This is a genomic window from Streptomyces sp. NPDC026538, assembly GCF_055567535.1.
This window is the reverse complement of the sequence record NZ_JBVHQG010000015.1, coordinates 115336-129047: the sequence shown is the minus strand read 5'-3', so window position 1 is coordinate 129047 and position 13712 is coordinate 115336. Positions and strand designations below refer to the sequence as shown.

Genomic DNA, 13712 nt, shown 5'->3' with positions numbered 1-13712 from the left:
TCACCCCCAGGCCCCGTGCGGCTGGTAGCCGTAGGCCATCAGGTCCTCCAGACAGGCTATGGGCGCATGCGGTACGACCCGGCCGTCGGGGGCCTCCGCGAACACCTCGCTGGACAGCACCCGGCCGTCGACGCCGTTGACCTCCCGGACCGAGGTGACCATGCGCTGGAGGCGGCCGCCGGTCTGGTAGTTGTTGCGCCGCTGGATGAAGACGACGAAGTTCACCGCGCCCGCGATCAGCATCTGGCTGGCCTCGATGGGCAGTCGCTCGGAGGCCTGGAGCGCGTAGGTCGAGATGCGGTTGAAGACTTCGCTGGAGCTGTTGGCGTGGATCGTGGAGAGGGACCCGTCGTTGCCCTGCGACATCGCGTTGAGCATGGTGACGATCTCGTCGCCGAGGACCTCACCGACGATGACCCGGGAGGGGTTCATACGGAGCGAACGGCGGACCAGCTCGGCCATGGAAATGGTGCCCTGGCCCTCGGAGTTGGGCAGCCGTTCCTCGAACGCGACGACGTTCGGGTGCAGGTCGTGGAAGGTGTCGAGGCCCAGCTCCAGCGCGCGCTCGACGGTGATGAGCCGCTCGTGCGGCGGGATCTCGTTGGCGAGAGCGCGCAGCAGCGTCGTCTTGCCGGCGTTCGTGGCGCCCGCGATCATGATGTTCTTGCGGGCTCGCACGGCGCAGGCCATGAAGTGCGCGACCTCGGGCGTCACCGTGCCGTTGCCGACCAGGTCGGAGATGAAGACCTTGCCCATGCGGGCACGGCGGATGGACAGCGCGGGCCGCCGGGTGACGTCCATGACGGCGGAGAGCCGGGAGCCGTCGGGGAGGCGGAGGTCGAGCTGCGGGTTGGCGGAGTCGAAGGGCCGGGAGGAGAGACCCGAGTAGGCGCCGAGCACCTGGATGAGCTCGACGAGTTCCTCGTCGGTCTCGGCGACGGGGTCCCCCTTCGCCTCCCGTCCGTCGCTGTACCCCACGAACACCTGGTCGCACCCGTTGATGTCGATGTTCTCGACCTCGGGGTCGTCGAGCAGCGGCTGAAGGCGGCCGACACCGAAGAGCGCCGCGTGCACGGCGGCCGCGTACTGCTCCTCGGTCTCCGCGTCCAGCGGGGTGCGTCCGGCGTTGATGTCCGCGCGGGCGTAATCCTCCAGGATCTGGGCTATGACCGCGCGGGCGTACTGCCGTTCGTCCTCGTTGGACATCGGCGTCACACCGGCCGTCTGGTCCTGGCGGCGCTGCTCGGCGATACGGTCGCCGGCGTCCTGCCGGAACCGCTTGACCAACTGGTGGTCGACAGCGGTCATCGGCCGGCCCCCGCATGGGGCGCCTGGGTCGGTACGGACCAGGCGGCGCCGTACTGCTGGTGGAGGTCGGCGGTGACCTTGCGGGCCGAGCGGATGAGCAGGGACTTGTCGAGGCGTCCGCGCTTGCGGCCGGCCAGTTGGTCGGCGCCGGCGGGGTCGTCGGCGATCGTGCCGACCACCCGGGCCCCGGTCTGGGCGTGTACGAGCATGTCGTTGACCTGGTTGACCAGCTTGCCGGAGCTCGACGGGTCGGCCACCAGGACCACCCCGATCAGCGGGGTGGCGAGCGCGGCGGCACCACGCGGGCCGCCGTGCAGCTTCTGCGCGAGGGCGGCGGCACGGTCCCGGACCCGGGCGAGGGCCTCCGGCTCGGTCCGCGAGACCAGCAGCACGAGCGCCGCGTGCGGGAACAACTCGACGGCGGGTGTGTCGCCGCTGACCCGGCCGCAGTCGGCGATGACGTCGGCGGGCGCGTTCGGGGAGTCGGCGAGGGAGGCGAAGGCGTGCCCGAGGGTGGGCCACAGCCCGGCCAGCCCGGCGGCCTGCTCGGCGATGCCCAGCCCGACGAGCACCTCCAGGCCGCCGCTCAACGGCTGCACGTGATCCCAGAGTTGGTCGGGAACCAGCCCGCGCCGGGCGGTGGCCGCTATGGAGAGCATGCCGGTGTTGGGGTTGAGCGGTCCGCCGTGCGCGGCGGCACTGCGGTAGACCAGGTCGCCGCCGGCCGGGTCGGCCTCGGCGAGCAGGACCCGACGCGGCCAGACCGCGGCCAGCGCGACGGCCGCGGTGGTGACGCCGGGGGAACCCTTGTCGGCGGCGATTGCGATGAGCGCCATGGGGTGGGGCCGCCTTCTAGTTGCCGGAGCCGGGTACGAGGACTAGGGCGACCTCGCCGTTGGAGGCGGCGTCGGCCAGATCGGCGGCCTTGTCGCTGTCGACGGTGAGCGTGACGGCGTAGTTGGTGCTGGCGGTGAAGTCCGAGCCGCTCTTGGCCTCCGGTACGGCGCTGACCCTGGCGTCGCCGACGATCAGCGAGTCGGTGCCGTTGGCGGAGGAAGAACTGCCTGCGGACGAGGAGCCGGTGACACGGTAGGCGGCGACGGTGTCCCCGACCTCGATACCGGTCGGGTACTGACCCTCCTTGAGGGCCAGGCCGACGGTGGACTTGCCGGCGGGAAGCTTGCTGCCGCTGCCGAACATCTCACCGACGGCGACGGCGCCGGCCGGGATGGTGCTGAGGGCCTTCAGCTTCTTCAGGCCCTCCAGCTGGGACCACCTGACGTAGTGGATGCTGGAGTCGTCGGCGACCATGACGGAGGTCACGTTGCTGCCGGTCACGGAAGACCCGGCCGGGATCTCCTGCGTGATCTTTATGACCTCGATCCGCTTGCCGGCCTGCAGCACGAGCGTCGTAGCCCCCAGCGCACCCAGCAGAATCAGCAGCACCGCGAGCGCCGCCAGCGCGGGCTTGCGCTCGCGCGGCGCGGTGGGAAGCCGGTCACCGGCCGAAGGCTGAGCCGGACCGGCGGAACGACCGGCGCCCGCCCCCGTACGCTCTTGGATCTTCACGCAACCGCTCCCCGTTACAGCCAAGAAAAATTGTCTGCCCAAAACTCTGTCAACGCCATAAAAGCGGACACTCGACACCAACCACCCGATCCGGCCGATTACTCGGCGGCGAGGCGAGTGTCAAGCGATCGCACCGTATCAGCCGCACATAAGCCCCTCAAGGCGCGCTCGGACACCTTGACCTCAATGGAATCGACGTTGCGATCTGCAACGCCGGGGAACTGCGCGGCGGTTGGGAGTAGGGGGACGGCGAGGCCGTCCGAACTGTGCGCCGGCGAATCCCGAACGCTCCTGCCGCACACCGCCCTCCCGCCCTCCCCTCACTCGGCGGCCACGAGGTTCGCACGATTCGGTCACGAGCGCTTGCGCACGAGGACGCGCGCCCGGCGCGAGCACGAACCGCACTTTTCGCCGCCGTCGGACACCTGAGGCGGTAACTGCGTTCGCTGACGTAGGGGTTGCCGAAACGCGACCCTCAGTAGAATCACTCCGCCGGGCGAAGGTTCGCTGCCGTGAACGACGAGTGTGAGGACGCCGGACCGTGATCGAACCGCCGTACCGCTGGCACTGGAAGCCCCCGGAGGGGGAAGAGCTCGTGGCCCGTGCCAGGGTCTCCTTCGCCACGGGTGCCGCGCCCCGGGTGCTGGGGCGGCGATGGTTCCGGGACCCGGAACGGAGGGACGTCCAGGGTGAGTTGACGGACTGGCCGACCGGGCCGTCGTATCGTCCGCGCCCCTGGTTCGAACGCGTCCTCTGGGACGGCGCGGTGGCCGTCGTCACCGTCCTGCTCACCCTTGTCGTGGGACTCCTCGGCGGCAGCACGGGCGAACCGGACGGCGGTCTCGGCAGGAGTGACGACCCGGAGAACGAGGAGAAGGACTTCCCGGTGCTGTGGGCGGCGCCCGGCGCGCTCGCCCGTACCCTCCCCTGGCAGCTGGACCCGGACCGGCGGCCCCGCACGGACGTCACGGAACTGGTCCTGACCGATCGCCGTCTCATGGTCGTCGGCGGCCTGGCGGACCCCCGGGAGCCGTGGGAGGACGTGCTCTGGGAGACGGACCTGGGCCTGGTGGCCGCGGTCGAACGGCGTCCGTACTCCGTCGGCGGGCGTGACTTCCGGGTGGTGTTCACCGACGGCTCCTGGTGCCGTCTGACGTCCTTGGAGGGCGAGGACCTGGTCCACGGCCTGGCGACGGCCGTCGGCAGCGAGGTGCGCTGACGGTGGGCGGATCCGCCAAGCCCCGGCGTCCGAGGGCCGCACCCGCCGCCCTGCGCTACCGGGAGACCGGCCGGAAGGGCGACAGGAAGAAGGGCGACGCCCTGTTCGGCTGCCTGGGCTTTCTGGTGGTCGCGGGCGTGATGGTCCTGCTGGCGCTGATCGACATGGTGTGGGGCGACGAGGTCTGGCGGTGGACGGCACGGAACTGGCCGGGCGGGGCGTACGCCTTCGCGGTGTGCCTGGGGGTCGCCGCGCCGGTCCTGTTCACCCTCGCCGTCTGGTCGGCGGACGGCGCGGGCCCCACCTCCTGGAAGACCCGACCGGGCCGGGCGGCGGCCCGCACCGCCCTGACCCTCCTGGCCGCGGGCGCGCTCGTGCCCTTCCTGTCCCTGGCCTTCAACGCGGTGGACGACGGCAAGGGCAAGCACCGCACCGGACCGCCGAGTTGGGTGTTCTCCCACTACCCGTGGCTGTGGGCGCTGGGCATCGCCTCGACGCTGGCCGGGGCGGTGGGCGTGGTGTGGACGCTGGTGGTCCTGACCCGGCGGAGCGACGCGGCCAGGACGTGACCGGACAGTCTTGGCCAGCTCGTCGGTCAGCTCGCACAGGGCGTCCGTGCGGACCAGCGCCTTCCACCGGCTGCACTGGCCGTACTGGCTGCGCATCGGCTGCGCCGGCCGTACTGGCGGCACCGGGCGCATCAGTCGCGCCGGGGGCCGCACCGTGCGTACCGGCCGCGTCGCCTGTACTGGGCGCACCGGCCGCGTCGGCTGTACTGGGCGTCTCGCCGTTCATCCCACCGTCCCGATGGCCTGGTCGTACCTCTTGCGCCGCCCCATGACCACGACCGTCGCCGGTACCAGCACGAGCACCACGGCGGCGCCCACGCAGACATAACCCTCGAGGACACCGCCGATGTCGGACTTGGTGCCGAGGGAGGGCTTGTAGTGACCTGCCGGGTCGACGACGGCCGTGGCCGTCCGCCCGACGCGGTCGGCACAGTCCTCCTTGTTGTCGATCACCTCGTGGACGGAGCCGTCCCGCAGCCGCACCCGGCAGTACGTCTCACGGGTCCCGTGCGTCCACTGATGGGTCGGCGCGGCGATGGTGACCGCCTGTTCCACCCCGCGCAGCTGCAAATACCAGGCGTTGGCGAAGTACGAGCCGACCAGGACCAGTACGAGATAGGCGGCCGCGGTGACGTACCGGGCTACGGGGGCCTCGCGGGAGTCACGGGTCTTGAAGGCCACCCAGAACACCGGCAGCCAGAGCAGCAGGCCGACGAACGCCGCCGCCTTGCCGATGAACAGGCTGGAGAGCAGACAGACGGCGACCGACGCGGCCGCCACCAGGAACAGCCGGGCCCACGACCACACCGGCGTCCCGCCGCCGTACCCGGCCCGCGCCGGCCGGCCCTCGGAGGTGGGCTCGGAGAACTCCGCGAGGATGGTGCGGACCCGCCGCATACCGTCCGGGCCGGCCGCGACACGGCGCAGCTCCGGCAGCCCCCTGCCCACCTCTTCCAGCGCCCGCTGCCACTTCTCCGGCAGTTCCGCGAACAGTTCGTCGACGGACCGCTCGTCCTCGCTCGCCACGTGATCCTTGCTCTCTCCGCTCTGGGGTACCGGACGGCCGACCGGGTCGGCCGCTGGTGCTCCAGTGCCGGTCGTAGAACGGTGTTCCGCGGGCCCCGATGCCCGGGATCTCCTTCGCCCCCTGGAGGAAGTTCGGCCCGGTGCCCCACGGCTCGCCGGGGTTCGTGTGGGCCAGGTTCGACCAGCCGGCCAGCAGCGGCAGCACCTGGCTGCCGCAGGAGAGGGCCTTGGCCTGACCCGGCGGAGCGACGCGGCTAGGACGTGACCCGGACGGTCTTGGCCAACTCGTCGGTCAGCTCGCACAGGACGTCCGTGTAGGCCAGCTCCTTCCAGGACGTGAGCAGCACCAGCCCCCACGTCTCGTCCGCCCGGATGCCGTACGCACACGTCTCCATGACCGTCCCCAGCCCGTCCCGGCCGACGTCCTGGACGTACGCGTGCCGGACCCGCACCGCCGGGCCCGCGGGAAGGGGACGGAGCTCGGCCTCGGGCGGGCGGTAGGAGACCGGCGTGGGGGCGGCGAGGTAGCGCTGGAGGAGGTCGACGGTCACGGCCGGGTAGGTGTCGTCGGCGACCAGCGCGGACAGCTCGATCCGGGCGAGTTCACCGAGGCGCGGCGCGGGGACGTACGACAACGCCGTGATCGGGCCGCGCTCGCGGGAGTCGGCGGCGGCCTCGCGCAGTTCGGCGGCGAGGGCGTCGAGCAGTTTCGGCTCGTCGTCGTCCGGGCCGGCGAGCTCCCGGGCGGTCTGAGCAGCCCACCCGCGCAGATCCACGGACGACCGCACGGGCAGCGCGACGGCGTCCTCCGGTGTCCGCATACGAACGGTGGCGGCAGCGAACTCGGGCATCAGGCCATCCATTGCAGGGTGCGGGCGACGGAGTCGAACAACGTGACCAGGGCCTCCACCAGCGGCTCCAGCGGCGGCGCCGTCGGAGTCGAGAAGGAGAGCAACAGCCGCTGGCCGCTGTGCGGGACGGCGAGGTAGACGTCCAGGTGGGCTACGGCGAGCTTGTTGCCGTCGAGGTTGCCGGGGGCGTCGGGGGCGGCCCGGCGGAGGTAGCGGTGGCGTACGGCGGGGCCGGCGGGGAGGTCGACGAGGGTGACGTCGTCGTCACCGACATGACCGGCGTCGCCGCCATCGGCGCGGAGGGCGAGGGAGCGGGCGATGTCGCCGAGATCGCCGGGGTCGGTGCCGGGTGCGGGCCGCAGGACGGTCACGACCAGACCGGCGGAGACGGCAACCTGGCCGAGGACCTGGTTGACGACGTACATCTCCACGCCGCCGTTGGCCTGCGCGGCATCGGCCTGTGCCCGCATCCGCTCAGCGAGCGCGGCCTCCAGCTGCGGGGTGGCCTGCGTACGCCGCAGCCCCCGCTTGACCAGCTTGTCGATGCGGTGCGTCCAACGCTCCGGACTGTCCAGCACGATCCGCTCCCAGCCGTCGGGGACGGCGAGGCGGTAGTCGGAGGGGGGTGGGACAGGGGTGACGCGGGTTTCCGTGCCGTCGGTCATACGTCCGTTCCGCTCGCCCGGCTGCCTTGTTCGCCCCGCCCGCTGCGCCGCTCGTTCGACCGGCTCATCGCGGCGGCGGTCACCGGGGTGAGGACGAGGACGGCTGCGGCGCCGAGGAAGGCGTACGCGGCGGCGGTCCCGCCGATGGCGGACTTGCCTCCGAGAACCGGCCGGTAGTGATCCGACGGGTCGATCACCGCGTGGGTCCGGGCGCCGACCATGTTCTCGTCGGTACACCGTTTGTCGTTCTTGAACACCCTGTGGACGGTTCCGTCCGGGAGCGTGACGCGGCAGTACGTGACGCGAACGCCGTGCGACGCCTGCTCGTGCAGGGGCTTCGCGTAGGTGACCGTGGTCTCCTGCCCACGCAGGTGCAGGTACCACTCGTCGGCGGCGTACGAGCCCGTCCAGATCAGGGCGACATAGGCGACCGCGACGAGCCCGCAGGCGACGAGCCCACCGAGCGACCTGCGGGTCTTGAACCCCGCCCAGGCCACGACCACACCGCAGGCCGCGCCGACGAAGAGCGCGGAGGAGTTGAGGACGTACGTGGACAGCAGGCACACGGCCACGCCGATGACGGCGGCCAGGAGCAGCCGTATCCACGGCCACCCCCCTCTGCTCTCGTCCGTGCGCCGATCGCCGTCGAAATCCCACAGGCTGGACGGGCGGGAGTGCCCCGCGAGGATGTGCTGCACGGCCAGCTCACCGCCCTCCTCAAGGGCGATGTCGCGCAGTCTCGGCAGACCGAGCCCTTTCTCCTCGAGTTCGCGCTGCCTGCTTCTCGGAAGCCGGGCGAACTGTTCGTCGACGGTCTGACCGTCTCCAAGTGCCACGTTCCTCGTTCTCTCCTCGCCCTTGCGGGCCTCGCCGTGATCCGGTACCGCGGACGCCCTCAGCCGCCGGCGACCTTCCAGTTCCAGTTGTAGAAGGGAATGCCGCTCGACCCGAGGGGAGCTGTGTGCTTGAGACCGTCGAAGAGGTTGCGTTCGATGGAGGCCGGCTCCCAGCCCGCCGAGGGCGCCAGGTTCACGATGCCCGCGCCCAGCGGCAGCACCTGGCTCGCTGCGTACAGGCCACCGGCCGACCATGCCTTGCCCTTGAAGACCGAGTCGGAGAGACCGCTCCACTTGGGCAGGTCCTTGGTGAGGACCGAGTCCTCGGCGCCACGCTCGGCGACGGCCGTGCGGATGTCGCTGAAGTACGCCTTGAAGTTGACGGACTCCTTGACGATCGACTTCATCCTGGGCAGGACACTGTCCGGTCCCTTCGCCAGGGCTTCGCCGATCTTGCCCGCCTTGACTCCCGAGTTCGCCTGGGCGATTTCGCCGGCCAGTTTCTCGCCCACGCCCAGCCCCCGCAGGTTCAGGAACTCCCTGAGCGCCGACGATCCTCGTGCGGCGGTGGCCGCCTCTTTGAAGGTCGTCCCGAGAACCCGGCCGGCACCGAAGGACAGCACGCCGACCACGTCGATGGCGACGTCCAGCCAGGTGCCCTTGCCGTCCAGCGCGGAGACGGTGTCGCAGACGAGCGCGACCACGGAGGCGATCAGGGCCAGCGCCCCGAGCACCTCGCCGAGGATGGGGACCCAGCTCAGCACCAGAGCCAAGAGGCAGAGCACGCCGGCGATCGCTCCCGCCCAGTGGCCGATGGTGGCGACCCAGTCCTTCCAGTTGTCCCACCAGTGGTGCTTGGGATCCTTCAGCCCGTCATGGTCGATTGCGTCCCGTATCGCCTTGGCGGCGTACCCGGCCTGGGCGTCCCGGTAGTCGAGCGCGGCCCGAATCTCCCGCTTCGCGGCGTCCAGATCCCCGTCCGAGGCTTCTTTCTGCCGCTTCAGCCTCTGCTTGTCGGGATGGCTGTCGCTGCTCGACGGATGCTGATCGATCTGCTTCTGGTAGTTACTGCTGTCGGCATCGGCGGCGGCGGCCTTCTTCAGCGCCGAACGGACCCGGTTCTGGGCGTGGTTGAGGGCGGTGGCCCAGTTCTCCCGGACGGTGTCGGCGATGGGCTCGTACGGCACGGAGGAGCCGAGGGCCGCACCCGCCGCCGCGTACCGCTGATGCGACTGACTGAGCAGCTTGACGGTGTCCCCGGTCTTCTTGGTGAACTCCCTCCCCGCGTCGGAGTCCCACCCGTTCCCGTCGACGAGGTTGTTCAGCTTGCCGGCCTGCTCCTCGATGAGCTTCGCGGTGTCGGAGATCCGCTTGCCGAGCCGGGCGACCTCGTACGGATCCCCCGGCGTGAACTCCTTGTCGTCGTACCGAGCCGTCTGCCAGTCGACGCCGGAGAAGTCGTGATCGCTCACTTGTCCCCCGACTGAGCCTTGAGCAACGCGTCGGCGAGATGCTGATCGACCCCGTCGTAGGCCTTGGCCGCCTCGCCCGCGGTCTTTCCGAGGAACTCCAGCCCGTCGCAGAGCTGCTTGCGCTTCTTCTTCCAGTCGTCGGCGAAGTCGTCGAGCGCGCCGGCCACATCACCGGACCCGATCTCGGATCCGTACGAGTCGACCAGATCCTTCGCATGTTCAAAGTTGGACTTCAACTTCGCGACAGACCGGCTGATCTCCCGCAACTCGCTTGTGGACACCTTGACGTGATCCGCCACCACTAACCCCCGTGAATGCTTACGTACCCGGCCGCCCCGCAGGACGCAGACGGCCACGGTCACTGTGGGTCGAGGGTTTTCGGGGCTACAACCAATGGACCGCAAAGGGAGGTCAAAGGAGGGGTGTCGCCCGGCGGGCCCCGTGGACCTGCACTCCGCAGCCACCCAATCGTCACGGCACCTCCGCGAACGACCGTTGAGCGGGAGTCGACCAGGAAGCCACGAAGGACACGATCCAGCGGGACGTGGCGTACTGCGCTTAGACCCGGCTCGAGGCCTTCACCAAGGAGAACAAGGCCAACAGGGTCCTGCGCACCAAGCCGAGCCACAAGGACTTCATCCTCATCACCCTCCAAGCCGCGAAGGACTCCCGCACTGCCTGACAGGTGACACAGCAGAACGGGAAGAAGGCGGACGCCCGCCTCGTGCGTGCAGGGATGAAGGCCATCCGGCCGACCCTCCGGGTCTCAGGACGGTGGTCGCGGCGCCGCCCGTGCTGCCGTGGGATCAGTCCAGCGGGACTTCCTCCACCAACTTCTCCGCGAAGCGCCATGACCCGCGATTACCGGTCGCCTCCGCGCGGAGGCCCAGTTCCCAGGCGATCCGGGCCGTGCTTCTGGGACACGCTGGGATAGTCCTTAGGAGGCCCTTTGATGTAGCCGCGGCGGTCAGCAGGGTACGTACGCAGTGCTTCGCGGAGCTGCTCCTCCTGCGAGACGCCCGCCCCACGGGCCCCGGCGAGGTTCCGGTGGGCCGCATCTCAGCCTTGTCGAGTACCTGGATCTGCCCGGCGGACCGGCATCCACGGGGGAGACCGTGCGCACCCCATCCCCGGAGTCGGGCCTTCCGCCGACCCCGCTGCTCCAGATCCACGCTTACCTTCCCCACCGGGACGACAAGCGCATGGCGGTTCTCACACTGAGCACCACCGCGGAGGAACGACGTGTCCGATACCGCGTTATCCCCACAGCATCGCGGAACTCACCAGCTTCGAGTCGCCTTTGGACGAAGGGCAGGAAGAGCAGTGAAGGAAGGGCGGGTGCACACGACCGACAGGGACCCGGCGCGCGGCACACCCCTACGGGCTGGGGCTCGTGCCGGCAAGCGTGGTCGGCAAGAGCCGCACCAGTACCACGGCCCGTTCGCCCCACTGGCGGAGCACCGTCCTCCTGATACCGTCGGCCTGAGGCGCCGAATTGCTTGCCGATTCCGTTAAGCGAAGGACAGAATCGGAACAATTAACCAACTGTCGGGAGGGTTCAGCGCATGGGAGACGTAACGTCTCGTACCGCCTTCGATGATCCAGACACATTGCGTGCATGGCAGCGAGCACAACGACGGTCCACCGCCGCTCTGACTTTCTGGGGCTTCTCCCTTCCCGGTTTCTTCGTACTGGGCACACTCTTGTGGGAGTCGCTGGTGGGGGGGTCACTCCCCATCTATGTCATCGTTCCGCTGGTCCTTGTGTCAGCTGTCGGAATCGGCCTGTCGGAGCGCCGCCGGTCACACGTCAAGCAGATGAAGGGCATTCTGGCGGTCTACGCGTGGCAAGACCATCCGCCGCTCAGGAGTGTTCATCCGGGGGACGTCGCACACTTTCAACTTCCCGATCCGGATGCCTCGAACGAGAAGGTCAGTGTCGTCGCACTGCGATATGGACTCGGTAAGCAGTGGCGGGCCACGATGACCGAGGCTCGAGCCCAGGGGTTCACACTCGCCGGCGACCCGCGCTTCGGCGTAGTGATCTCACCGCGAGGGCAACGTAAGTTGATTGCCGTGCAGCCAAAGCACCCGCCGCTCACCAGAGGACGCCCGAACGGAGTGGACGAAGCTTCTTGGCAGCAGGCGCAGGCGGCCGGAATTGCCCACTGACCGTCACGTGCGGCACGGGTCAGAGAACCCGATGACAACAAGGTGAGATTCCCATGCCTGAATTCCTGTACACCACACTCGACGATCAAGACGATGTACTCGACGGCATGTTCCTAGGGCACCTCGATGTCAAGGGAAACTCCGGGAGCGCCACTTCGCGAAACCCTCGGTACGCAGACGGCGGCATGGGGATCATTCTCTTCCCGGCGCTGGTCGATCTGCTCGACGGTGTGAGCGAGCTGCTGCGGCGCGGACGCGGTACATTCAAGTGCTCCGGAATCGGACTGCCGCTGAAGTTCAAGCTCAAGGACGGGCGCATGACGATCAGTCATCGCTGGACGGTGATCGACGAATCGTCACCGCAGTCCACGGCCAACGCCCTCTGGACGGCAGCCCAGCAGCTGGCAGGCAGCCTTCTCGACCGCGTCACCGAACCGACCCAATACATCGAAACGGCCGATGACGGAAGTGATCGGTACATCGACTTCCGTGTCCAGGTGAAGGAATCACTAACGCGGTTCGATGAATCGAAGGCGCAGATCACCTACTGAAGGCGGCCCTGGCGGACAAAATACCGGGCTTGTACCCCACGCCGCTATCGCCATAGCCGCTAACGGTGTCCAACAATACGCCGCTGGTATCAAACTTGGCGCCAAAGAACGCACTGTTGACCGTGGCCTTGGTGACACTGGTGAGAAATCCCTGAGTGGCGCCCACGACGGCCTTACCCATCGGGGTTTTTCCGGCCAAATTCATACCTAGCGCCTGATACTGCCGACGCGTCATGTTCGTCAGGCTGCTCTCGTAGATGACCTTGCCCATCTTATTGAAGCCCTTGCTCACCAGCGAGCCCGTACCCACGCCGATGGCGTTACTGACAAGGTTACCCAGGGCGTTCTTCTTGACGTCGCCCCAGCCGCCGTTCAAGGCATCCTTGAGTGTGTTCTTGAATTCTCCCTTGGCGAATGCGAAACCGATTTTTCGGAATCCCTTGAGATCCTCACCCATATGCCACAGCTTGATCAGACGGGCGCAGGCGACCTCCGCCTTCCTGACCTTAATCGCCATACTGATCCCCTTCACAAGCCTGCCGGCTTTCGCCAACATGGCCAGCTTCCCCACCACCGGGATACAGTCCAACACCGCGAAGAGAACATCTCCCCAACCGGCCTTACCCTGTGTGAATTTCGCAATCGTATCGGCCAGCACAATCAAGGCTGCAGCCAGGACGATCAGGGCGAATATCGGGCCGCCGAAAAAGAGCAGTAGAATACCGGCAACGGCAACAAAGAACTTGCAGGCGGTGACAAAGCCGTCCCAGTTGTCCGCAATCCAGTCCCCCACCTTCTCGTACCACTTCTTGTTGTGAATCCCGGCATCCGAGGCACGGTGGATGTCGTGGACGAGTTTCGTCGCAGCCTTGTCCTGGTCCTTGCCGGCGTTCTCCGCCTTCGTCCTCAGTTCGGCCAACTGCGCGTTCAGGCTGTCGACCTGGCCCTGCGCCGCCTTCTGGTGCTGGTTGGCGTGCTGGGCGTCGCGGGTCGCCTTGCGGACCTTCTCCTGGTCGGGTGCGGGCGTGTTACCGCTGGGGTTGTTCAGCTTGTCCTGCGCGGACTTGGCTGTGTTCGCCGCAGTGGTGGCACTGGCCAGCCGTGACTGCGCGCGGGAGAGGTCGCCGCGCAGAGTCCGGGCCTTGGCGAGCGCGTGGTCCGCCGTCGTCTGGGCGAGTTCCAGCTTCCCGGCGTACGTCAGCAGGGCGCCCGAGACCATCTCGTACGAGTCGTGCAGCTTCTGCAACTGGCCGGGCAGCTTGCCGATCTGGTCCTTGAACGCGTCCATGGCCTTACCGGCCGACTCCTTGAGGACGGAGTCCTTCGAGGCGGAGCGGATTCCCCTGAGCACCGTTGCCACGTCTTCGACGAAGGTCTTGTACCGCTGGCCCTGGAGTTTGACCTCGTGCGGATCGCCGGGCGTCGGGTCGTCGTGCAGATCGAGGTTGTGCCAGTCGGCGGGGCGAACCATTGAG

The 13712-nt window shown here is 68.5% G+C and carries 14 protein-coding genes; 4 read left to right on the top strand and 10 right to left on the bottom strand.

The window, feature by feature from the left end; genetic code table 11:
• From ACZ4N4_RS41455 to ACZ4N4_RS41445, 3 genes are read right to left on the bottom strand one after another with little or no spacing between them, the layout of a single operon-like run.
• Positions 1-1308 carry a CpaF family protein gene (locus ACZ4N4_RS41455; protein ID WP_453574542.1) on the bottom strand — a complete coding sequence of 436 codons (1308 nt, stop codon included), beginning with the start codon at positions 1306-1308 and terminating at the stop codon, positions 1-3.
• Positions 1305-2144 (bottom strand): hypothetical protein, encoded by an 840-nt coding sequence (locus ACZ4N4_RS41450; protein ID WP_450753968.1) that lies wholly within the window; start codon positions 2142-2144, stop codon positions 1305-1307. The genes ACZ4N4_RS41455 and ACZ4N4_RS41450 overlap by 4 nt, the downstream gene beginning before the upstream one ends.
• Positions 2145-2160: 16 nt before the next feature.
• Positions 2161-2877, bottom strand: coding sequence for a hypothetical protein (locus ACZ4N4_RS41445; protein WP_453574540.1), 717 nt, complete (start codon positions 2875-2877; stop codon positions 2161-2163).
• A 541-nt stretch (positions 2878-3418) separates the two neighbouring features.
• Between ACZ4N4_RS41445 and ACZ4N4_RS41440 the strand changes: the two genes are divergently transcribed.
• Entirely contained in the window at positions 3419-4096 is a 678-nt protein-coding gene (locus tag ACZ4N4_RS41440) for a hypothetical protein (RefSeq protein ID WP_467598893.1), read from the top strand.
• Positions 4097-4098: 2 nt separating this feature from the next.
• Positions 4099-4665 carry a hypothetical protein gene (locus ACZ4N4_RS41435; protein WP_467598890.1) on the top strand — a complete coding sequence of 189 codons (567 nt, stop codon included), beginning with the start codon at positions 4099-4101 and terminating at the stop codon, positions 4663-4665.
• Positions 4666-4887: 222 nt separating this feature from the next.
• On the opposite strand, the gene ACZ4N4_RS41430 is transcribed toward ACZ4N4_RS41435, so the two are convergent.
• The 6 genes from ACZ4N4_RS41430 to ACZ4N4_RS41405 all read right to left on the bottom strand — a co-directional run bounded on the left by ACZ4N4_RS41430 (position 4888) and on the right by ACZ4N4_RS41405 (position 9877).
• Positions 4888-5691: a hypothetical protein gene (locus ACZ4N4_RS41430; RefSeq protein WP_467598887.1), complete on the bottom strand. Its 804-nt coding sequence runs from the start codon at positions 5689-5691 to the stop codon at positions 4888-4890.
• A 254-nt stretch (positions 5692-5945) separates the two neighbouring features.
• Positions 5946-6542 (bottom strand): hypothetical protein, encoded by a 597-nt coding sequence (locus ACZ4N4_RS41425; protein WP_467598884.1) that lies wholly within the window; start codon positions 6540-6542, stop codon positions 5946-5948.
• Positions 6542-7207 carry a hypothetical protein gene (locus tag ACZ4N4_RS41420; RefSeq protein ID WP_453574532.1) on the bottom strand — a complete coding sequence of 222 codons (666 nt, stop codon included), beginning with the start codon at positions 7205-7207 and terminating at the stop codon, positions 6542-6544. Before ACZ4N4_RS41420 ends, ACZ4N4_RS41425 begins: the two co-directional genes overlap by 1 nt.
• Positions 7204-8043 carry a hypothetical protein gene (locus tag ACZ4N4_RS41415; RefSeq protein WP_467598881.1) on the bottom strand — a complete coding sequence of 280 codons (840 nt, stop codon included), beginning with the start codon at positions 8041-8043 and terminating at the stop codon, positions 7204-7206. The genes ACZ4N4_RS41420 and ACZ4N4_RS41415 overlap by 4 nt, the downstream gene beginning before the upstream one ends.
• A 59-nt stretch (positions 8044-8102) precedes the next feature.
• Positions 8103-9515, bottom strand: a complete 1413-nt coding sequence (locus ACZ4N4_RS41410) for a hypothetical protein (protein ID WP_467598878.1) — start codon at positions 9513-9515, stop codon at positions 8103-8105.
• Positions 9512-9877, bottom strand: coding sequence for a WXG100 family type VII secretion target (locus tag ACZ4N4_RS41405; protein WP_467598875.1), 366 nt, complete (start codon positions 9875-9877; stop codon positions 9512-9514). The genes ACZ4N4_RS41410 and ACZ4N4_RS41405 overlap by 4 nt, the downstream gene beginning before the upstream one ends.
• Positions 9878-11080: 1203 nt before the next feature.
• Between ACZ4N4_RS41405 and ACZ4N4_RS41400 the strand changes: the two genes are divergently transcribed.
• Both ACZ4N4_RS41400 and ACZ4N4_RS41395 read left to right on the top strand, forming a co-directional pair.
• Positions 11081-11686 carry a hypothetical protein gene (locus ACZ4N4_RS41400; RefSeq protein WP_467598872.1) on the top strand — a complete coding sequence of 202 codons (606 nt, stop codon included), beginning with the start codon at positions 11081-11083 and terminating at the stop codon, positions 11684-11686.
• Between the two features lie 53 nt (positions 11687-11739).
• Positions 11740-12237, top strand: coding sequence for a hypothetical protein (locus ACZ4N4_RS41395; protein WP_467598869.1), 498 nt, complete (start codon positions 11740-11742; stop codon positions 12235-12237).
• On the opposite strand, the gene ACZ4N4_RS41390 is transcribed toward ACZ4N4_RS41395, so the two are convergent.
• The gene (locus ACZ4N4_RS41390) at positions 12227-13708 is read right to left on the bottom strand and encodes a putative T7SS-secreted protein (RefSeq protein WP_467598866.1); all 1482 of its coding nucleotides are present in this window, start codon (positions 13706-13708) and stop codon (positions 12227-12229) included. The two genes, ACZ4N4_RS41395 and ACZ4N4_RS41390, sit on opposite strands and share 11 nt — an antisense overlap.
• Between the last annotated feature and the right edge of the window lie 4 nt (positions 13709-13712).